Genomic DNA, 22,363 nt, shown 5'->3' with positions numbered 1-22,363 from the left:
TTATACCCTTTTTTTATTTTTATACTTAAGCTGATAAAAAAGTGATGTTTTTTAATTAGAAAAATTATATTTTTGACTTTTACACATCTTCCAAATAATTCATGGAATATTACAACAAAGTCATTGAGTCAGTCAATGTTAGATTTATTAGAGGAAATAATTACAGGCTCGAAAAGCATTTTTCTGTCAAAGACTATCGAGAAACTGAAAACACTTTAATCCTACTTCACCACGGCACACTAAAATTTGGCGAAGATCAAGAGCTTTTAAATGAGGGAGAAGTACTCTTTCTCCCCGCAGATCAAAAAACCAAACTAACCATTGGGAATAGTGCGAAAAAAACCGAGTTGAATAATTCCCAATTCAAAGAATCAAAGAAAAAATACCTTCAAAGTCTTTCTTTCAAGGATATTCAAAACTCGGAAGAAGATTGCATCTCGATGATTAGCTTTGAATCCAAAGTTTTTGATGTAGTCAACTTCTTTAATTCACTGGATATTCCTCCTTTTATCATTCGATTCAATGATCGCCTTTCTACTGTAATGGAAGATTTGATGAAAGAAGTTGAGGTCAGTTATATTGGTAAAGAGCGCATTTTAAAAGCAGAAACTGAGATTTTGGTAATAGAGCTTCTGCGTCATATTTTGAAAAACCGTCTTTTCTTGGAAGAACTTTCTACCAATGCGACCTATTTCAAAGATCCTAGATTGATTGATCTTTTCAATTTTATCAAGACCAATCTTGGCGGAGATTTATCCAATAAAGTGCTGGCCCAAGTAGCAAATGTATCTGAAGATTACGTAGGTCAATATTTCAAAATGCTTACCGGAATTAATCCACAGGACTACATCGAATACCAGCGAATGGAAACCGCAGTAGAATTATTAAGAACTTCGAAAAAATCTATCCGGGATATCGGTAAAGAGGTAGGATACAAGGACACTGCCTATTTCTGCAGAAGATTCAAGATGATGTATGGAGTACCGGCCGGTAAAATGCGTAGAAGAGAATCGCTAATTAACGTTTAGAGAAGTATTCAATCCTGATTTAAATGCTAAGGCCTCGACCAAAAAGTCGGGGTCTTTTTCTATAGCATTACCCAAAACGACCACATCCGCACCGGCATTGAAGGCCATCTTAAGTTTATCCATTGAATCAATTCCTCCGCCTACTATCAGTGGATGATTTATAGTCTTTCTGACTTCCTCAATAACCACTTCGGAGACAGGCTTTTTTGCTCCACTTCCGGCATCTAAAAAGAAATACCGCATCCCCATAAATTGCCCTGCAAGGGCGGTAGCTATGGCAAGTTTTGGTTTGGAATTAGGTATTGGCGTTGTTTGACTGATGTATTGGACACTGGTGACATCTGTTTCATTGACCAATAAATATGCAGTTGGAAGTACTTCAATCTCCATTTGATGAATTGTCGGTGCTGCTGCAACCTGCTGTCCTATCAGATACTCTGGATTTCTCCCTGAAATTAGAGAAAGAAACAAAATGGCATCAGCTTCTTTTGCTAATTGTAATTGGGAGCCGGGAAAAATCACAACGGGAATATTTCCAGAGATAGTCTGAACAGATCGAATTACTTCTTTGAAATTATCTTGATTCAAACAGCTTCCCCCAACAAAAATTAAATCTAAGCCAGAATCTTTGACCCAAGAAAAATCTCTTTTGACGGTAGCCGTATCAACAATTTTATCAGGATCGATTAGCCAAGCAATACCTTTTTGGGAAGTTCTGTGGAGAGCTTTTAAAAGCTTACTTACTCTTTTCTTGGACGCCCTCATCTTCCTCTGCTAAATTAAAAAGATTAGGAAGCAATTTTTCCTTTGCAATTGCCAAACCCAAAATCAACAAACGTTGGCTAAGACTTGGCCAAAAGCTTGATTTTTGTGGCTCAGAGAGTTTCTTCTCCAAGTCTTTGGTAAGTAAACCTTCTCTTTCCAATACCTCAATCGCACGATCAGTTTCTCTGTCTTTTTTCTTTTTGGAGGTCCTTATTATTGCATAGGTCAACAAGCCACCCACTAGGACTAATCCTCCTATTTTAACCCATTCTTTCGAGTCTACTTTCAAAAGTTCCAATTGCTTGGAAAGGGTTTGTTCAAGTTCCTCAGCTTTATTTTCCAGATCCTTATTCATTTTAATTTTTCTTATTTCTTCTTTTGAAAATAAAACTCCGCAGACCTGATTCTACAGTCCGCTGCACAGCAGGTGAATATCTAGTGTAATACAAAACTGCCATCAGTATCAGGTATAAACCCCCAACCATCAAAAATCCCATATAGGAAGTCTTAGTATATTGACTCAGGAAAAAAGCCAATGAAAAACTAAAAAACAACAGGACCAAAAGACCTACTGAGCTTATAAATATCAAAAGCATTATCCGAAATACAATTCCGATAAATTCTTCTTGAATCTCATATTTCACCAATTCTACTTTGGTTTCTACGATTCCTTTGACCGTTTCTATTATTTCTCCAATTTTCAACATGACGGAAAATTTACTTAAAATCTAAACCCCAATATACCTTAAAAGCAAAGAGCAAAAAAATTACAGCTCTTGAAGTAATTCTCCTTCTTGATAAAATTTGTAGCGCAAAACCAATTCCAAGGCCAATTTTATCGCAGTATTGATAGGATGCTGTTGGGCCAACTGATCGTCGATTTCCTCTATTAGCATATAATATTTCGCGGCATTGGGAATTTCCATATCCTGATTTATTCGCTGAGTCGTAAGCTGATATTTCTCGGGCTTTCCCTCTTTCAGCACTTTGCAAATGATCAACTCTTTTGAACCATATTTATTCTTTCTGGCAGCAGCAGCAAACAACCTGCAAATCATTCCTCGATTGGCATAATTTGTACAATATCCCTTTTTTCCATCAGCAGAATGAGCTCGGTAAACTATACAAGCACTCCCTTCTTCATCGGAATCCAATAGCTCCAGTATGGTATCAGCAAGGCCTTTATTAAAAAAGTCAAAGGCAAGAGGCAAAAATTCCAATGGGGACGCAGATACCTTCGGGTTTGCGCAGCACGCTCCGCAACCAGCAACACATCCCAAACCACTCTCAGAAGCGAACTGCTTCGCTTCTTCACCAAGCTTTTCAAATAATTTTGAAACAGCCTGAGACTTCTCTGCAAGATTCATCGATTTATAAATAGTATTACAAAACTACGTCAGATAAAGGCTCATTGATTCTTAGATCCTCTAATTTTTTTATATTGAGCTTCAATCCCTTAGGAAAACTTTAGGACATAAAATTTAATTTCATTGTCCATTTCATAAAGAAGATCGTTTTCTTAGGTAAAAGAATTTTTATGAGCAACGAAGAAGAAAAAATTGCCGAAGATAAAATCCGAAGTGCTTTCAAAGAGCGAGACTGGAATGAAATCAAAAGTGCGGATTCATGGGTTATTTTTAAAGTGATGGCCGAATTCGTAGAAGGATTCGAAAAACTATCAAAAATAGGCCCCTGTGTTTCAATATTTGGTTCAGCTCGTACCGCCAGAGATCATGAGCATTATAAAATGGCAGAAGATATAGCCGCAAAGCTTGTCCGTCACGGTTATGGAGTGATTACCGGTGGTGGCCCCGGGATCATGGAAGCAGGTAATAAGGGAGCCTATTCCGAGGGCGGGAAATCGGTAGGTTTAAACATTGAATTACCCTTTGAGCAATTCAATAATATCTATATCGACCGAGATAAACTGATGACTTTCGACTATTTCTTTGTACGAAAAGTCATGTTTATCAAATATTCTCAAGGCTTCGTGGTCCTTCCTGGTGGATTCGGAACAATGGACGAGTTTTTTGAGGCCTTAACTTTAATACAAACCAATAAAATCGGAAAATTCCCAATCGTTTTGGTTGGAAAATCCTATTGGGAAGGTTTGGTGGATTGGATCAAAAAATCTCTTCTATCTAATCATTACATCCTTGAGGACGATTTGGAGTTGTTTAGTGTAGTGGAAGATGCCACCGAGGCAGTGAAAGTAATCGATGAGTTCTACTCAAAATACTTACTCAGTCCAAACTTCTAAATGTCCAAAAACCATATAATACTGCTCTATTTCTTAGTGATAGTTTGCTTAGGCATTACTATTTTCTCACTGTTTAAAAGTCAGAACACTCTAGAATCTGCACCGATTCTTGCATCAGAGCAGTTGATGAATACCGTCCCGGGTTCATTCAGGGATTCAATTCGGCTATTTGACCTTCCCTCCGAACTATCCTTTGCCGGGGAATCAGTTCCTCTTTCGATTCCCGATGTTAGAGAGCGACTGGAGCGGGAAATCTATGTTAATGCCTATTGGGAATCCAATATGCTTTTACTGATGAAGCGATCTTCCAAGTTTTTACCTGAAATCGAAGCCTGGTTGAAAGAAAACAATGTCCCGGATGATTTTAAATACCTTGCTATCGCCGAATCGGGCTTAATGAATGTGGCATCACCTGCTGGAGCAAGGGGTTTTTGGCAATTTATGCCGGCAACTGCAAAAGAGTATGGACTCGAAGTGAGCAAGGATGTTGATGAGCGATATCATTTTGAAAAAGCGACAAAAGCTGCTTCGAGATACCTTACAAAAGCACACGCCAAATTTGGGGATTGGACCGCCGTTGCAGCCAGCTATAATATGGGTCAGACCGGCTTCGCAAAGCGACAAGAAGAACAACTCAGCAGAAACTATTACGAACTGTATTTGAATGATGAGACAAGCAGGTATATGTTTCGGATTCTGGCTTTCAAGGTGATATTTGAAGATCCTGCAGCCTTTGGCTTCAAATTAAGGCCTAAAGATTATTACCAAAACCCTCCTCTCAAATCAATCAAGGTCACTTCCGATATTAAAAATCTAGCCAGCTGGGCCAAGACTAACGGTAGTAATTACAAAGATTTGAAACTTTACAATCCCTGGCTTAGAGATAAGGATCTCAATATCAAAAGAGGAAAATCCTACGAAATTCTTTTGCCTGAATAAAGAGTTAGAAATTTCCATTTTAAAACACTGACCATTTTCAAGTGAAATTCCAATCCTATAGGAATTTTAATCCGGCCATTGATTTAGAAAATATCCCCTTGCTTCAAACCAACCTGACCCTATTTGGGTTAGTATCTTGAAATACAGCTAGTCCTTCCCTTTCTAATTTCGTACCTTCGCCGATTGAAATCGTCCCTTTATTTATGAGTAATACCACTTCTTCTCAGGAAGAATTCATTGAAATTTTTGGTGCTCGTGAGCATAATCTGAAAAATCTTGATCTGAAAATCCCACGTAACAAACTTGTGGTTTTGACAGGATTAAGTGGTAGTGGAAAGAGTTCTCTTGCCTTTGATACTATCTACGCTGAAGGTCAGCGGCGCTACATGGAAAGTTTCTCTGCCTATGCAAGGTCATTTTTGGGAGGACTGGAGCGTCCAGATGTAGATAAAATTAACGGGCTTTCGCCTGTAATTGCAATTGAGCAAAAAACCACTTCGAAAAATCCTAGATCAACTGTGGGCACGGTCACAGAAATCTACGATTTTATGCGTTTGCTCTACGCAAGAGCAGGGGAAGCTTATTCCTATCTGACAGGAAAAAAGATGATCCGTCAGACTGAGGATCAGATCATTGAGCAGCTTTTCGCAAATTTCTTAAACAATAAATTATATATCCTTGCGCCAGTAGTAAAGGGTAGAAAAGGCCATTATAGGGAGCTTTTTGAGCAAATCCGTAAAATGGGATTTTCAAAAGTCAGAGTGGATGGAGTGGTCATGGAGATGGTGCCGAAGATGCAAGTAGATCGATATAAAATCCATGATATTGAAATCGTAATTGATCGAATCATCGCCGAAGAATCAGATCGGTTTAGGATTACCCAATCGATAAAATCTGCATTGCAGCATGGCAAAGGAGTAATGATGATTCGAGATGAGGCGGGCGAGATTCATCATTTTTCCAAATACCTCATGGATCCGGAAACGGGCCTTTCATACGATGAGCCTGCACCTAATTCCTTTTCTTTCAACAGCCCCTATGGTGCTTGTCCTGTTTGCAATGGTCTGGGAATTACAGAAGAAATCACCCGAGAAAGTATTATACCTGACCCCAAACTGAGCATCACAAGAGGGGGGATTGCTCCATTAGGAGAATATAGGGATATCTGGATTTTCAAAAAGATTGAAGCAATTCTCAAGCATTATAAATGTTCGATGAGCACACCAATCAAGGATTTGCCCGAACAAGTGATTGAAATCCTTCTGAACGGTGATAAGGTGGAAGTAGCCGTTGATTCGGTGAAATACCCTGGAACCAAATGGCATACGACTTTCGAAGGAATCATCAATTTCCTTCAGAAATATCAAGAAGGCAGTTCTGATAAAATTCAAGATTGGGTAAGTGAATTCACGGTGACTCAAACCTGCCCAGAGTGTCATGGCTATAGATTAAAAAAAGAATCTCTGCACATCAAACTGGATGATACCCATATCGGTCAATTGGCCGTGATGGATATCAGGAGCTTAGGAGAATGGTTTGAAAATGTTGAAGAACGTTTATCTGAAAAGCAAAATATAATCGCGGCTGAAGTATTGAAAGAAATCAGAAAACGAATTGGTTTTTTGCTGGACATAGGTTTGGATTATTTATCTCTTAACAGGCCTCTTCGAACACTTTCAGGGGGGGAAGCGCAGCGCATAAGACTGGCAACTCAGATTGGAACTCAACTTGTGGGTGTCCTTTATATCTTGGATGAACCAAGCATCGGTCTTCACCAGCGTGACAATGAAAAACTGATCAAAGCCCTACAAAGTCTTCGGGATTTGGGAAACTCTGTCTTGGTAGTGGAACATGACAAAGACATGATGCTTGAGTCCGATTATGTAATTGACATGGGACCTGGGGCAGGAAGGCATGGTGGTCATATCGTAGCATCAGGTACGCCCGCAGAGATCCTCAAGTCTTCTTCCGTCACGGCAGAATACCTCAGTGGAAAACTTGGATTACCTGTTCCAAAAAAGAGGAGAACAGGAAAAGGCATCTCACTTTCCCTCAAAGGCGCATCCGGAAACAATCTCAAGAATGTGGATCTCAATCTGCCACTTGGCACTTTGATCTGTATCACAGGCGTCTCTGGATCTGGAAAAAGCACATTAATTCATGAGACACTTTATCCTATTCTAAATCGAGAGATATATCATTCCAAGAAGGAGCCTATGCCGTATGAAAGTATCGATGGATTGAAAGAACTCGATAAAGTAATAGAAGTAGATCAATCTCCGATAGGTAGAACTCCAAGATCAAATCCAGCCACTTACACGGGGGTTTTCTCGGATATCCGGACCCTTTTCACTGAACTTCCCGAATCAAAAATCCGTGGCTATAAGCCGGGTCGTTTTTCTTTTAATGTAAAAGGTGGACGCTGTGAGGATTGCGAGGGAGCTGGTATGAAATTGGTCGAAATGGATTTCCTTCCCGATGTACATGTCCCTTGTGAGACTTGTAAAGGCAAGCGATACAACCGAGAAACTTTAGAAGTCCGATTCAAAGGGAAATCCATTTCGGATGTCCTGGATATGACAGTAGAGCAGGCAAATGATTTTTTTGAGTTTCAGCCTAAAATTCTTCGAAAGATCAAAACGCTAAATGATGTAGGACTAGGTTATATTACACTAGGTCAGCATGCTACGACACTTTCAGGTGGAGAGGCGCAACGAGTGAAACTGGCAACAGAACTTTCGAAAAAAGATACCGGAAAAACATTCTACATCCTGGACGAACCAACGACAGGTCTACATTTCAAGGATATTGAATTACTCATGCTCGTAGTCCAAGGATTAGTAGATAAAGGAAACACTGTATTGATCATTGAGCATAATCTTGACATCATTAAAATGGCTGATTACGTTGTAGATTTGGGTCCGGAAGGTGGAAACAAAGGTGGTTCTATTGTCGTCCAAGGCACGCCTGAAAAAGTGGCAGCCAATCCAAATAGCTACACCGGCAAATTCCTTAAGCCTGAGTTAAATATCTAAAAATTGATTAGATCAAAGGTTTCCTCCATTTATCAAATTTAAAACCCCGAAGATGTGAGGAAGATTAACTTTGCTGATCATGAATAGAGAGAGGCTATATTGGATACTTCAGATTTTAGGCTGGGGAGGATTTGCCTTCGTAATTATTTTCCTGGCTTCCCTTTCTAGCGGAATATCAGCAGTACAGATTTTTCCTATAGTGGTTTTGGCTATGTTTAATCTAGTCTCCACTCATTTTCTGCGCTATATCGTAAAGACCTATAATTGGTTTAAGCTGAGTATTCCCCTCCTTTTATCGCAATCGTTGCTAGCCATATTGGCATTAAGCTTTGTCTATGTAATTGCTCAGATTCTTGTAAATGTTGTATTCAACACCCTTAATCCAGAAGAAGACTTTAGAATTTTGGTAATTTTGGCTACTTTATTTCAGGCATTCCTATTCTATGTCGTATGGTTTTTACTCTACTTTCTTTTCCACTTTTTGGACAATTACAACACATCATTAAAATACGAAGCTAAAATCAATGAGATCCGTCTCAATCATTTGAAAAGCCAGCTCAACCCACATTTTATATTCAATGCACTAAATAGTGTTCGAGCTTTGGTAGATGAAGACCCTGTAAAAGCTAAATCCGCAATCACCAGAATATCAAATATGCTTCGGTTTTCACTGATGATGGACAAAAAGCAAACCATCGAATTTGCCGAAGAATTGAATACTGTAAAGGACTATTTGGAGCTAGAGTCGATTCGATTTGAGGAACGCCTACAAATCAAATATCTCATTGAGGATGAGTCCTATAGCTATAAAATACCTCCTATGATGCTTCAAACTATTGTGGAAAATGCGATTAAGCATGGGATTTCAAACTTGGTCAAAGGAGGCTTGATTGAGATTAAATGTCGGGAAGGATTAAATGAGGATTTGTATATTCAAGTCAAAAATAGCGGCCATCTAGACCAAGCCCCCAGCCTAAAATCAAAGGGAGATGAAGGACATGGTCTGAGTAATACAGTACAAAGGCTTAAATTAATCTACGGAGATCAGGCAAGTTTTCGAATATTCAATTCGGGAAATCAATTTGTGATCACCGAAATTAAGATTCCAAAACAAAAAGTTAAATTCGAATAACAAACTAAAAAAAAATGCGAGCGATTGTAATCGATGATGAAAGACTAGCTCGAAAGGAGCTAATTACCCTTTTGAATCAATTGGAAAGTGTAGAAGTGGTAGGAGAAGCTGTAAATGTAGATGATGCAAAAGAAAAAATAGAGCAATTAAATCCAGATGTAATATTCCTCGACATTCAAATGCCAGAAAAAACAGGCTTTGACTTATTGGAAGAATTGGAAAATGTCCCTCATGTAATTTTCACTACAGCATATGATGAATATGCACTAAAGGCGTTTCAAGTCAATGCATTGGATTATTTATTAAAGCCAATTGAACCGAAAAGACTCGAAGAAGCCATCACCCGACTTCAGAGCAAAATCGAAAGTTTTACAAAATCAGAGGTTTCTTCATCGAATATAAATCAAAAAAAACTTACCCTTGAGGACCAGGTTTTTGTCAAAGATGGAGATCGCTGTTGGTTCGTAAGACTTTCTAATGTAAGACTTTTTGAGTCTGACGGTAATTATATCAAAGTCTATTTTGATAATTTCAAACCAATGATTCACAAGTCATTGAATGCCTTGGATGAGCGACTTGATGAGAAATCTTTCTTCAGGGCAAGCCGAAAACACATCATCAATCTGGGCTGGGTAGAAGGTATAGAACCTTGGTTTAATGGAGGACTCGTAGTCACACTCAGAGGTGGAGACAAAATCGAAGTGAGCAGGAGACAAGCAGCCAGATTTAAAGAAATGATGAGTTTATAATTATTTCATAACCAAAAAAAAGCATTTGATTTGCGGAATAAAATTCGGTAATTAGAGGTGTATTATGACAAAAAAAATTTAATCATAAGATAATACCTCTAAACTTAACCACTTCCAGCCAATATGAAAGAAGAGCGGATTCTAATCGTCGAAGACGATATCAGTATCGCAGAAAATATTCAAGAGATTCTTGAACTATTAGGCTATGTGAATATTGATATTGCAAACTCTGCCAATCAGTGCATCAAAGTCATAAAGAAAAACCGACCAGATTTGATATTTATGGATATCAAATTAAAAGGTGATAAAGACGGGATTGAACTAGGTGAGATCGTTAAACAAATGGTTGACGCTCCTTTGGTGTATGTGACCTCATATTCAGATCCTACTATCATCGAGCGGGCCAAACGAATTAATCCAGCTGGATTTATCGTGAAGCCTTTCAACACAAATGATATTCATGCAATCGTAGAAATTGTACTTTACAATAAGCGAACAAAACCAACGACTGAAACTGCCGCAGTAAAAACCGCAGCAGATAGTCCCTTTCTTGTAACTGATTCTGTATTTATCAAAGCCGATAATGCATTCGAAAAAGTACCCTACGAGGAATTATATTACGTAGAGGCAAATGGAAACATGGTCACTATCTACACCAGAAACAGAGATTATAGCATCCGTAAATCGATGAAAGAAATCGAAGAAATTCTTCCTTCTCAATTATTCTTAAGAGTACAAAAATCTTTTATCGTCAATCTTGGACAAATTGAAAGCTTCAATACCAAGGAGATTTTCTTGAAAGGTGGAGCAGCAGTTCAGGTAGGAAGGCAATATTATAATAGCTTTTTAGCAAAATTGAATACCATCACTGAAAGTTAAAAAAAGAAAAAGGTGGATAAAATCCACCTCTTTAGTCTAATCAAACAATCAACCAAATTAACCCTTACGAGTACTTTAAATTTCTTTAAACCCCAAGCTTTGGAAATAACTCTGATACTTGGGGTTTTTCATTTTGGAATTCTGTGAATTCAATGATCGAACTATGCGATCGTTCTCCGATTGTAGTAGTTGGTTTAGCATATTCAAATCGGGCAGTTTGCTTAGCGAGCTTCGCTTCTTGATTTGCCTTTAGGACAATGGTAATCGCCATAATAAATCCTAAAGCAGCACAAATATTTTTCTGAGTAAATAGTGAGGTAGTCATGGCGTAAATAGTTGGTTTAGCGTTCTGTCCTACCTATTCCAAAAAGCGCCCCTTTTTTTTAACTATTTGATTTTCAATTTTTTAAAAAAATGCCAATAATTTTGCTGTACGATTCCGTACAGGATTTCCTCAGCTTCGAACAATTATCTTACCTTCAAAAGGTTGCAGCTTCCACAATTTTTAACAATTAAAAAATCTGATCTCTTAAGAATCAAAAAAAAAGGCCTCTTTCGAAGCCTTTCAATTTATGGACGTTTAATTTTAAAGAAGTTCGTTTGCCAAATTTGCCAATTCTGAGCGTTCCCCCTTTTCCAGCTTGATATGCGCATAGAGTGGATGATCTTTTACCCGATCAATCAGATAGGAAAGTCCATTGGATTGTGAATCCAGATAAGGTGTGTCAATCTGAAAAACATCCCCTGTAAAGACAATTTTGGTATTATCCCCAGCTCGGGAAATGATTGTTTTGATCTCATGAGGCGTCAAGTTTTGCGCTTCATCTACGATAAAGAAAATATTGGAAAGTGACCTTCCACGGATATAAGCCAAGGGCTGAATTACCAATTTCTCCTGATTGACTAGTTCAGTGATTTTCTGGAATTCCTTATCTGTCTCCTTGTATTGATTCTGTATGAATTTTAGGTTATCCCAAAGTGGTTCCATATACGGATTCAACTTCGACTTGATATCTCCAGGCAAAAAGCCAATATCCTTATTACTCAATGGTACAATTGGCCTCGCCAAGAAAATCTGTTTGTATTCCCTTCGCTGCTCTAATGCTCCCGCTAAAGCAAGTAGGGTTTTACCCGTCCCTGCAACGCCTTGAATGGAGACCAACTTGATATTTGGATCCATGATAGCATGAAGAGCAAACGCTTGCTCCGCATTTTTTGGCTTGATGTTATAAGCCAACCGCTTGTCCACACGCTCCAGTATGTTTTCCTGAGAATTGTAATAAGACAAGACCGAATTTTTGTCCGAGCGAAGAATGTAAAAAGCGTTAGACTTTCGCTTTCGAGTCCCGAGGACTGCTTTGGCCTCCACATAGCCCTGATCATACAGTTTATTGATATTTGTGATGTCGACATTCTCCATCACATATTTTCCTGTATTTTCTAACTCTGTAATATTTTTGATTTTACCAGTCTCGTAGTCTTCAGCATGAATTTCCAATGACTTCGCTTTCAGTCGCAAATTGATATCCTTACTTACCAAAATCACTTTGCGATTTTTCTCAAACTGCTTGAGGTAAAGTGCTGCGTTTAGGATTTTATGATCATTTTTTTCCTCCCCAAAGATCTCATTTGCATTGAGCTTGTTATCAGGGTTCATAAGGACCCGAAAGTTCCCTTTCGTCTTCCCATTTAGAGGAGTCCAATTATGAATCATGTGGTCCTGAGATAGCTTGTCCAGCAATCGGATAAACTCTCTCGCCTCAAAATTCTTAGTATCATTGCCCTTTTTGAACTGATCAAGTTCCTCCAAAACCGTAATCGGAATGACTACGTCGTGTTCGGCAAAATTCATGATGGAGTTGTGTGCGTAAAGGATGACTGAGGTATCCAGCACAAAGATTTTCCGATCGTTTTCGGATTTGGCTCTAGGCATGCGCAGGTATTTATTAAGCTACTGTACGTTTTAATTTAGAAAAATATTGGATGTATTACCCAAGTTTCAAAAAGAATTTATGGTTAACAAATCAATAACACTTCTTATCCATTTGACAATCAATGCAATAAAAAAGGCAAAATTTTCACCCTTTTCCTCGATTTTAGACAGCTTTGACTTTTAGATTAACAAAGCTGTTAAATTCTCATGTACCAGACTCATAATAAAGCTTTCTACTGTGTTGATGAGAACCAACTCGGCGTATTTAAATGATCGTGGAAACCCTTTGTTTCATTTTTTTTTCCTCTCCCAAACAGCTGTCGCGGTCTGCGCTTAGGCAAAGTTTTTATTACAGTCAGAGATAATAAAGCTCTATCTATTCGATCGATTCAGTTCTTCTTTATAGCTTAAGGCTAGTTCAAGATACTTTTTACCCTTGGCCAATTCTTGGCTTTTCCTTTTAGGGTCAGGTTCAGTCTTGCTGTTTAACAGAAATACTTTAGCCCTTACATTTGCCCTCAGGCACTTGAAATAGAAGAATATTTCTTTATCCTCCTCTTTTGGAAAGCATTTCAAAATGGATTCGTACGTACCCAAAAACAAATCAGAAAGGTCTTTCCTGCCAAAAAACTCCAGATCCATACAGAGAAAAGCTACTTCATATAAAATATCGATCTGCCTGAAGGCATCCTGAAATTCAATGCAATCAAAAATGACAGGGGCTTCGTACAAAAAAATATTGCCACTGTGAAGATCGCCATGCACATCTCTTCTAAAACCTTGCCTGTTTCTTTCTCCAAATCTCCCAGCATGTCTCTTTAAAAAATCATCACTGAAAGAAATCAATCGTGGGATCACCTCTGAAAAGTCTGGATCGAATTCTTGCAAAACCACTTCATGGACTGAGTTCAAGTCATTGAACAATTCTTTGGAATGTTCCTGATTGAAGTCATTTTTAATGATTTCAGCACATTGATGAAAGTTAGCAACTTGCTTAGCCAAAAGTGAAATCCTTGCCGGATCGACTTTATTTTGGGTAAGAAGCACATCCATTCTTTTGTCTCCACGCATCCGTTTCATGCAAACCACATAATCCACAATTTCCCCTGTTCCTTCTCCAATAGTAAATTTTTCATTGAAATAGGTTATAGGTTGAACGGAAAGGTAAATGGAGGAAAATCTTCTGTTGAGTTCCAATTCCTTTTCACAGTATTTTTTTCTCAACTCAAGGGTAGAATAATCCAAAAAAGACAATTTGATTTCCTTCTTTATCTTAAAAGCATGGCTTCTGCTCAGAATTACCCAAGATATATTAGTCTCTTCCAGAACCCCTTTGATGGGCTTACTATCATAAATTCCTTTGGCCATTAACTGCTTTACTTCTTGCCTATTCATGATCTGAATGGATGTATTTAACGGCTTTTTCCAGACTTTCTTTAAGGGAACCATCAGTGGACTGGATTAAAAGGTGGGGTTCCTTGATTGGTTCAAACTCAGATTTAACTTTCCGATAGACCTCAATATCTGCCTCACTATCCTCTCTGGGGTTTGAAAGCCTTTTTGAAATCAGCGCTTCATCTGCTTTGATATGGATGATGGATAGTTTCCATGACAATGAATTAGCCAAAAAAATAAAAGGAGTTCGGATTTTTTGCAGGTAAAAAGTACCATCCAAAACCAAGCTTTTTCCCGATTTCTGTATTCCCCTTGCCCTATTAAGCATCTCCTCATAGACCGATAATTTGTTATCAATATGATAATTACCCATCAACCCCATTTCTTTTCGGAGGTCATCAGTTCCAAGATGAACTCCGCCAATTTCTTTGGCTAGTCCTTTTGCAAAGTAGCTTTTACCTGATCCGGGAAGTCCCATTACCATGACTAGTACTGAATTATCCTTAGAATGCTTTTTCATATTTACACAATCTAAACTTTGTGGAGATACAGCCGATTACAAAAAGCCAGATTCCTCATTCAGCTAATTATACACCAAATAGAATGTAACTTAAATACCCACCATTGAATCTCGGAGACAACGCACTAGATCGGTTTTTTTACCATACTCGACTATTCTCCAAGTAGTTAAAGTTACAACTTTAATCCTGTAACATCTTTTGGTTGGTAATCTTGCCTCCGAATCACTGTAGTCAAATATCAGTTTGGACTGGGTGTAATCTGTACAGAAGCCGACCGAAATTACTCCCTAATATCCGTCCGTACCATCCCACATTTGAACAGGACTAAATCTAGCCCAATCCATGATCTTAATCCATTTGTTGATAACTAGATGGCAAATAAAAAAAGGGAAAGGCTTCCACCTTTCCCTTGATTCTGGACAGCTTTGACTTTTAGGTCAACAAAGCCGCAATATCTTCCTGACCCAGACTCTTCATAAAGCTTTCCTCCGTATTGATCAACTCACCCGCAAGGGCAAGTTTTCTGTTTTGCAAAGCCATGATCTTCTCCTCCACTGAGCCTCTACTGATAAACTTGTAAATAATGACTTTATTTTGCTGGCCGATTCGGTGAGCCCGGTCGATCGCTTGAGCTTCCACAGCAGGATTCCACCATGGATCGAGTAGAAAGACATATTCCGCTTTGGTAAGGTTGAGACCAACACCACCGGCTTTCAGAGAGATCAAGAACACCTTGATTTCATCCTGCTCCTGAAATTTTTCCACCTGAGCCTGTCGGTCTTTTGTTGATCCATCCAAGTAAGCATAAGGAATACCTTCTTTTTCCAGGTATTCTTTCACGATCGCCAAATGGCGGACAAATTGACTAAATACCAACACTTTATGTCCTTCCGAAATGGTGGATTGAAGCATATAAGTCACATCCTCCAATTTTCCTGAATCCCCTTCGTAGTCATCTCGGACCAATTTTGGGTGATTGGCAATCTGTCTCAATTGAGTCAAGCCACGAAGTAAGGTAAACTGCTGATTATTTCTACCTGTTGCCTGCATATCGGAGATAATTTTCTCCCGATAATAATTTTTCACTTCCTCGTAGACTTCCTCCTGAGCGCTGGTCATGTCGGAGTATTTCACATTGGTGATTTTCTCAGGCAGATCCGTCGCTACTTGCGATTTAAGTCTTCTTAGGATAAAAGGCTTGATCATCGCATTTAGCTTGATGGCCTTATCCTTATCGTCTTGCTTTTCGATTGGTAATAGAAATTGCTTTTTGAAGGAATTCTGATTTCCTAAAAGCCCAGGATTAATAAAATTCATCTGAGACCAAAGATCCATGGTGCCATTTTCCACTGGCGTACCAGTTAAAATCAGCTTTTGCTTGCTCTTCAACTGCATTACCGCAGCGGAGATATTACTGGAAGGATTTTTGATCGCTTGAGACTCATCAAGGATGATGTAATTGAAGAAAAAATCTTTCAAGACATCGATATCCAATCTGGTGATTCCATAGGAGGTCAATACCAAATCATACTCTCCAAATCTCCAAGGATCTTTGATTCGCTGCGTACCCGTATAGACCAAAATCTTCAAGTCCGGCGTGAATTTTTTGGCTTCCAATTCCCAGTTGTAGATCAGGGAAGTAGGCATCACCAAAAGGGAAGTAAAGCTTGGATTTTTTTCCTTTTCGGATGCCAAAAGCGCCAATGTCTGGACGGTCTTTCCCAGACCCATATCATCTGCTAAGCATCCTCCGAATTTGAATTCGTTCAAAAATCGAAGCCAATTGTAACCCGCCTGCTGATAAGGACGCAGAGTTCCTTCAAATGAAGTAGGTAATTCATATTCCTCAATAGCTTCAAAATCCCGAAGTTTTTCCAGCTTTCTACTCAGAGTCACCTGTACCAAGTTTCCTTCCTCCATTTCTTTGGCAAGTGCAAGATGATGCTTACGCAAAACCATGGTATCATCTACTCCACGGTCTTCCATGAAGTTGAACAGCTCTGAATAATTCACAAACCAAGAAGATGGAATCACGGCAATTTCACCGTTAGGAAGCTCAAATTCTGATTTCCCCTGTATCAAAAGCTTACGCAGCTTCGCAAAAGGAACCAGATAAATACCAAACTTGATCAAGGCCTTGACATCAAACCAATCGATATTTTCATTGACCTCAATCGAAATTTGAGCTTTTCCGATATGATATACTTTTCCTTTGGGCCCTGCTTTCTGACGAATTTTAATTCGCTCTATGTCCAGAAAATCCTCCTGATCTCCAATCCATTCAAAAGCTTGTGTTTTTGGCAAAGCAACTTTTCCAATCTTGAAGTCCATCCCTTTATCACGAAGCAATTTCAGAAATGCTTTTTCCTTTTGAGTACTTCGGATCGTCTTGTAAAAAGTGTAAATGCCATCTTTTTCATCCATTCGGACAGAATTTCCGAGCTTTTCACCATCAGGAGTCTGCACCGGAAAATCATATTCTCCATATTTGAATCGAAGTTCAAAGACGATCTTATCCTCGTCAAGTCGCTCGCCTTCTTCTCCAAAGAGATCCTTGCCGGTATTTCCCGGAAGTTCGCTAATAGCCAAAAAAACCTCCGGCGAGCCCCGCTCAATATTTATATCAAATCCAATGGAGTTGACATCAAACTGAGAAATCAGATTACTCATGAAACCACGATAATATCCTGGCTCAATCCGCTTATCAATTACAATAAATTTCTTATTCAAAAATGGCTTTAACTTTTTACCGTCGATTCCTTTTTCAAACTGAAACAATTGACCATTTACAATGAGCCATGCAGGTTCATTACAGATCAAATACCCATTTTTATACTGCCAATCGAGTTTTTCACCCTTAAATTTGATCGAAGGCCAATAGTGAGTGTTCTCTTCGTTTTTATGAAAATGGAATAAAACCGTGGCCCGCTCTGCATTGACTATAATTTCTTTACCTACTGGGTTACCGTCGCTACCCATTTCAAATAGTCGTTTTCCGATCAAGAGTGGCATGATCTGACTACGTTTCTTTTCTAAAGCATCCTCAAGAATTACCTGTACTTTTTTATCCTCTGTTTTAGGATCGAATATTTTATGGAGGTAATCCTTTGGGCGAATATTACCGCGCTTGATGTGAGGCTTGGCCAACTTTTCAGGATTCATCGAATCCATCAGTTTGATCAAGTCATAATCGGCCTTGTCCAATCCAGAATCAAATTCTGAAGCATTGGCGGAACTGATATTTTGGTGTGCAAGAGATAGTCTTCCCTGCTCATCCAATTGGACAACAAAGGACTCAATCAAAAGTCCGAGGTACTCATGGCTATAAATAGAATAAACGATCTGAAAGGGCTGGTCAGAATCTACGATCATAGGTATTGGGTCTTGATAATCAATGCTTTCTTGATCCTAATCGGAAAAAGCATTCGAAATGTGCACTTACATCCCAAATCGGGCATAAAGCAAAGTGAAAATTAAGGAAAATAGTGGTCTAAAACTCGTTTTTTAAGGATTATTTACCCCAAAACACAAAATTTCCCGAGTTTTTCTTTGAACGAAATAACCCGGGAATATAAAAAGATGAATTAATCAAGATTCCGAGATTGGCTCGGAATCCACTTTATTATTTAGTGTTTTCTCTTTTTCCTCAGGGAAAAATCTACCCTGAAAAATCAAAATAATCGCTACTCCGATAAAGATTGAAGCATCGGCAATATTGAAAATCGGCCAAAGAGCCGTATAACTTCCTCCCCAGATCGGAATCCATTCCGGCAAATATCCTTCCCAAATATCGAAGTAAAACATGTCTACTACTTGACCGTGAAACCAAGGTGAAGCAGCATCATAGGGGGCATTATTAAGCCAAACTCCGTAGAAAATAGAATCCACCAAATTCCCTATTGCTCCACCCAAAATCAGGGAAATACAGAGAATGTAAACCGGGTGTTGTTTCTTGCTGATGATGTGGTAGAGGTAATATCCAATTCCGACCATAGCAACCAGACGAAATGATGTCAACAGCAACTTGCCATACTCTGAACCCAATTGCATTCCGAATGCCATTCCAGGATTGGTAGTGTAATGAAGCTTAAACCAATCACCGAAGATTGGGATCTGACCGGGACTCCCAAAATCCATTTGGAAATGCACCAGCATCTTCACTGCTTGATCGAGAAGAATTACGAAAAGTGCAATTCCAAAATATTTGATATAGTTCTTCATACTTTGTCCCAAGACCTTAGGCCTTTTCTACTTTTATCGAAAGGTTAAAATCGTCCATATCCAGCAAAGATGCATCTTCCAGATTAGATTCAAAGCTCAAACTCACTGCTTGGGTCTCTGCTTCAATATAAGATCCAAATCCAGCAACAGCCGCATTCACCAAGTCATTATCATCCGACAATTGAATTTTAATCTTATCCTGCACTTCCAGTCCCATGTCTTTTCGAAGATTTTGGATTCGGTTTACAAGGTCTCTGGCTACACCTTCCTGCTTCAATTCCTCAGTCAAGGTCACATCCAAAGCAACAGTAACTGCAGCATCAGATGCCACTGACCAACCCGGGATATCCTGAGAAGAAATCAACACTTCTTCCAAGAGAAGCTCAAATGCTTCACCTTCAAGATCGACGTTGATCTTACCGTTTCGTTCGATCTGCCCGATTTCTTCTTGTCCCCAAGTATTGATTGCTGCTACGACGAAACGCATCTTAGGCCCAAGTTTTTTACCCAAAAGCGGCAAGTTAGGTTTCACGCTCTTCACTAAAATTCCGGAAGCATCATCGATGTACTCGATCGTTTTGATGTTCACTTCAGACTTGATGAGCTCTTCCACATGCTGGATCTGCGCTTGGGTTTTAGCACTCAATACAGGAATCAAGATTCGCTGAAGGGGCTGGCGGACTTTCATTTTCTCTTTCTTACGAAGCGAGTGCACAAGCGAAGAGATCGTCTGAGCCAAGTCCATACTTTCTTCCAGATCTTTGTTGATCAAGGCAGCTTCAGGATTTTTCCAGTTCGTCAGGTGCACTGACTCAATGGTAGAATCACCCGCTTCTGTCAAGTTTTGGAACAACCAATCGGAGTAGAATGGCGCAAAAGAAGACATCAACTGAGAAAGGCTAAGCAGACATTCGTAGAGTGTCTCGTAAGCAGCCTGCTTATCGGCATTCATCTCCCCTCTCCAGAATCGCTTTCTAGCCAGTCGAACGTACCAGTTGGAAAGTTGATCGACCGTAAAGTCCATGATCGCTCGAGTTGCTTTTGTCGCATCGTAATTATCCATTGCTGCCTCCACTTCTGTGATGAGTGTTTGCAGCTTGGAGATAATCCATTGATCGAGTTCAGCACGTTCTTTTACCGGAACTGCCTTTGCCGAATCATAGACAAATGCATCCAGATTCGCATAGAGCGCAAAGAAATTATAGGTATTCTGAAGTGTGCCAAAGAAGCGTCGCTGCACTTCAGTCACCCCGTCCAGATTGAATTTCAAGTTATCCCAAGGATTGGCATTGCTGAGCATATACCAACGAACGGCGTCTGGCCCGTATTCCTTGATGGTCTTAAATGGATCCACCGCATTGCCCAGTCGTTTGGACATTTTATTGCCGTTTTTATCCAAAACAAGCCCATTGGCAATTACATTTTTGAAAGCTACACTATCAAAGAGCATCACCGCTATGGCGTGAAGCGTAAAGAACCAACCACGTGTCTGATCTACTCCTTCAGCGATGTAATCTGCTGGATAGTTCGCCTTGAAAATGTCTTCATTTTCAAATGGATAATGCCACTGCGCATAAGGCATTGCACCCGAATCAAACCATACGTCGATCAAATCCGGCTCACGGAACATTTTTTCTCCTTTGGAAGAAACCAAAATCACATCATCCACAAAAGGACGATGCAGATCAAGTTCTTTCCCTTCATATGGCGATTTTTCCATCAGTCCTTTAGCGATCGAATTTTCGATCTCAGCTTGAAGATCAGCGATAGAGCCTATGCATTTTTCCTCAGATCCATCTTCTGTTCTCCAGATCGGAAGAGGCGTACCCCAGAATCTAGATCGAGACAAGTTCCAGTCTACCAAGTTCTCTAGCCAGTTACCAAATCGACCCGTTCCGGTCGCTTCTGGCTTCCAGTTGATAGTTTTATTCAGCTCAACTAGTCGGTCCTTGTAGGCTGTTGTTTTGATAAACCAGCTATCCATCGGATAGTAGAGAACCGGCTTGTCGGTTCGCCAGCAATGTGGATAAGTGTGCTCGTATTTTTCGACCTTGAAGGCCTTGTTTTCATTTTTAAGGATGATCGAGATGATCACATCCGTGTTTTTGTACTCAGGCAGGCTTTCATCTTCTTCCAGGTAGTTTTTTACATAGAAGTCAGAAGGTCCATATTCCTTATGTGCTGTGATGCCATGCTCCACCATTTTTGTAGAAAGGTATTCACCTACAACTGGAAGGAATTTCCCCTGCTTATCTACCAATGGCAAATCATTTCCTTTTTCATCTTTCACAAAGACACCTGGCACATTATTCTGCACCAAAGTCCGGAAGTCATCCGCACCAAAGGCTTTAGCCAAATGCACGATTCCGGTACCATCTTCTGTGGTCACATAATCTCCGGACACCACCGTAAAAGCAGGATTTGGCAAGGCTAATTCCTGAATCGGGAAAAGCTGCTCATATTCCCAACCTAGCATATCCTTTCCCTTAAACTCACTGATTACCTCAAAAGGAATCAGTTTATCTCCAGGTTTATAGTCTTCTAATTTCAGTTCAGCAGCCTTCGGATTGAGGTAAGCGTTCATTCTCGCTTTTGCCAAAATCACCGTGCATGCATCAAAAGTATAGGGGTTGAAAGTTTTCACTTTCACGTAATCTAAATTCTCTCCAATAGCCAAAGCAGAATTGGAAGGCAAAGTCCAAGGCGTAGTCGTCCAAGCCAGGATGTAAGTATTTTCCTCACCTTTTAGCTTAAACTGCGCAGTGATTGAGGTGTCTTTGACATCCTTGTAGGTGCCCGGCTGATTGAGTTCGTGCGAGGACAAACCAGTTCCTGCTGCTGGAGAATAAGGTTGAATGGTATAGCCTTTATAGAGCAAACCTTTATCATAAAGACGCTTGAGCAAGCTCCATAGTGACTCGATATAATTCGGTTCAAAAGTGATGTAAGGATCATCCAAATCGACCCAATAGCCAATTTTCTCAGTCAGCTCATCCCACTCATTTTTGAATCGCATCACGGTCTCGCGGCATTTGCGATTGTATTCCTCCACAGAGATTTTCTTTCCGATATCTTCTTTGGTGATTCCAAGTTCCTTCTCTACCTGAAGTTCCACAGGAAGTCCATGCGTATCCCAACCGCCTTTTCTCTTTACCTGAAAGCCTTTAAGCGTCTTGTATCTGCAGAAAATATCCTTGAGCGTACGTGCCATCACGTGGTGAATCCCCGGCGTACCATTTGCCGAAGGTGGACCTTCAAAAAAGGTGAAAGTCTCCGCACCATCCCGATTAGAAACCGATTTTTCAAAAATCTGGTTGGCTTTCCAATACGCTAAAACTGATTCCCCGATTTGCGGATAATCGACCTGTTTGTACTCTTTGTATGTCTTCACAATGTCCTTTCTTGTAGGCAAGTAGGTGATAAATTTAGCTTTTGGGCGTGCCCCCGCAGAAAAAGCGGGGTCGGGCTATTCGCTCTTATCGACTCCCCCGATAACTATCGGGGTG

The 22,363-nt window shown here is 39.7% G+C and carries 18 protein-coding genes; 7 read left to right on the top strand and 11 right to left on the bottom strand.

Annotation, left to right across the window (positions count from 1 at the left end):
- Positions 1-101 precede the first annotated feature (101 nt).
- Positions 102-1,028, top strand: a complete 927-nt coding sequence (locus BVC88_RS07170) for a helix-turn-helix domain-containing protein (protein ID WP_075349985.1) — start codon at positions 102-104, stop codon at positions 1,026-1,028.
- Here BVC88_RS07170 and BVC88_RS07165 read toward each other — a convergent pair.
- Genes BVC88_RS07165 through BVC88_RS07150 form a run of 4 tightly spaced genes read right to left on the bottom strand, consistent with a single transcriptional unit; the run spans position 1,014 to position 3,160 of the window.
- Entirely contained in the window at positions 1,014-1,793 is a 780-nt protein-coding gene (locus tag BVC88_RS07165; RefSeq protein WP_075349984.1) for a geranylgeranylglyceryl/heptaprenylglyceryl phosphate synthase, read from the bottom strand. The genes BVC88_RS07170 and BVC88_RS07165 overlap by 15 nt on opposite strands.
- A complete protein-coding gene (locus BVC88_RS07160) occupies positions 1,765-2,148 on the bottom strand; it encodes a hypothetical protein (protein ID WP_075349983.1) in 384 nt (127 codons plus the stop codon). The genes BVC88_RS07165 and BVC88_RS07160 overlap by 29 nt, the downstream gene beginning before the upstream one ends.
- A gap of 1 nt (position 2,149) precedes the next feature.
- Entirely contained in the window at positions 2,150-2,500 is a 351-nt protein-coding gene (locus BVC88_RS07155) for a phage holin family protein (protein WP_075349982.1), read from the bottom strand.
- Between the two features lie 60 nt (positions 2,501-2,560).
- Positions 2,561-3,160, bottom strand: a complete 600-nt coding sequence (locus tag BVC88_RS07150) for a YkgJ family cysteine cluster protein (RefSeq protein ID WP_075349981.1) — start codon at positions 3,158-3,160, stop codon at positions 2,561-2,563.
- A 170-nt stretch (positions 3,161-3,330) separates the two neighbouring features.
- On the opposite strand from BVC88_RS07150, the gene BVC88_RS07145 reads away from it, so the two are divergent.
- From BVC88_RS07145 to BVC88_RS07120, 6 genes are all read left to right on the top strand, one after another.
- Positions 3,331-4,053: an LOG family protein gene (locus BVC88_RS07145; protein WP_075349980.1), complete on the top strand. Its 723-nt coding sequence runs from the start codon at positions 3,331-3,333 to the stop codon at positions 4,051-4,053.
- Positions 4,054-4,992 carry a lytic transglycosylase domain-containing protein gene (locus BVC88_RS07140; protein ID WP_075349979.1) on the top strand — a complete coding sequence of 313 codons (939 nt, stop codon included), beginning with the start codon at positions 4,054-4,056 and terminating at the stop codon, positions 4,990-4,992. It begins immediately after the preceding gene.
- Between the two features lie 203 nt (positions 4,993-5,195).
- Entirely contained in the window at positions 5,196-8,027 is a 2,832-nt protein-coding gene (uvrA, locus tag BVC88_RS07135) for an excinuclease ABC subunit UvrA (RefSeq protein WP_075349978.1), read from the top strand.
- A gap of 79 nt (positions 8,028-8,106) precedes the next feature.
- A complete protein-coding gene (locus BVC88_RS07130) occupies positions 8,107-9,159 on the top strand; it encodes a sensor histidine kinase (protein ID WP_075349977.1) in 1,053 nt (350 codons plus the stop codon).
- Positions 9,160-9,173: 14 nt separating this feature from the next.
- The gene (locus tag BVC88_RS07125; RefSeq protein WP_075349976.1) at positions 9,174-9,908 is read left to right on the top strand and encodes a LytR/AlgR family response regulator transcription factor; all 735 of its coding nucleotides are present in this window, start codon (positions 9,174-9,176) and stop codon (positions 9,906-9,908) included.
- Between the two features lie 123 nt (positions 9,909-10,031).
- Positions 10,032-10,787, top strand: a complete 756-nt coding sequence (locus tag BVC88_RS07120) for a LytR/AlgR family response regulator transcription factor (protein WP_075349975.1) — start codon at positions 10,032-10,034, stop codon at positions 10,785-10,787.
- A gap of 85 nt (positions 10,788-10,872) precedes the next feature.
- Here BVC88_RS07120 and BVC88_RS07115 read toward each other — a convergent pair whose 3' ends face one another.
- The 7 genes from BVC88_RS07115 to ileS all read right to left on the bottom strand — a co-directional run bounded on the left by BVC88_RS07115 (position 10,873) and on the right by ileS (position 22,248).
- Positions 10,873-11,112, bottom strand: coding sequence for a hypothetical protein (locus tag BVC88_RS07115; RefSeq protein ID WP_075349974.1), 240 nt, complete (start codon positions 11,110-11,112; stop codon positions 10,873-10,875).
- A 261-nt stretch (positions 11,113-11,373) separates the two neighbouring features.
- Positions 11,374-12,720 carry a PhoH family protein gene (locus BVC88_RS07110; protein ID WP_075349973.1) on the bottom strand — a complete coding sequence of 449 codons (1,347 nt, stop codon included), beginning with the start codon at positions 12,718-12,720 and terminating at the stop codon, positions 11,374-11,376.
- 372 nt (positions 12,721-13,092) lie between these two features.
- Positions 13,093-14,115 (bottom strand): phosphotransferase, encoded by a 1,023-nt coding sequence (locus BVC88_RS07105; protein ID WP_075349972.1) that lies wholly within the window; start codon positions 14,113-14,115, stop codon positions 13,093-13,095.
- The gene (locus BVC88_RS07100) at positions 14,108-14,635 is read right to left on the bottom strand and encodes an AAA family ATPase (protein ID WP_075349971.1); all 528 of its coding nucleotides are present in this window, start codon (positions 14,633-14,635) and stop codon (positions 14,108-14,110) included. The genes BVC88_RS07105 and BVC88_RS07100 overlap by 8 nt, the downstream gene beginning before the upstream one ends.
- Positions 14,636-15,068: 433 nt before the next feature.
- Positions 15,069-18,008 (bottom strand): DEAD/DEAH box helicase, encoded by a 2,940-nt coding sequence (locus BVC88_RS07095; protein WP_075349970.1) that lies wholly within the window; start codon positions 18,006-18,008, stop codon positions 15,069-15,071.
- A gap of 216 nt (positions 18,009-18,224) precedes the next feature.
- Positions 18,225-18,857, bottom strand: coding sequence for a lipoprotein signal peptidase (locus BVC88_RS07090; protein ID WP_075350173.1), 633 nt, complete (start codon positions 18,855-18,857; stop codon positions 18,225-18,227).
- Between the two features lie 16 nt (positions 18,858-18,873).
- Positions 18,874-22,248: an isoleucine--tRNA ligase gene (gene ileS / locus BVC88_RS07085; RefSeq protein ID WP_075349969.1), complete on the bottom strand. Its 3,375-nt coding sequence runs from the start codon at positions 22,246-22,248 to the stop codon at positions 18,874-18,876.
- Positions 22,249-22,363 lie beyond the last annotated feature (115 nt).

The sequence above is a fragment of the Algoriphagus marinus genome (assembly GCF_001936475.1).
Taxonomy (GTDB): Bacteria; Bacteroidota; Bacteroidia; order Cytophagales; family Cyclobacteriaceae; genus Algoriphagus; species Algoriphagus marinus.
This window is presented reverse-complemented; position numbering and strand designations above follow the sequence as displayed.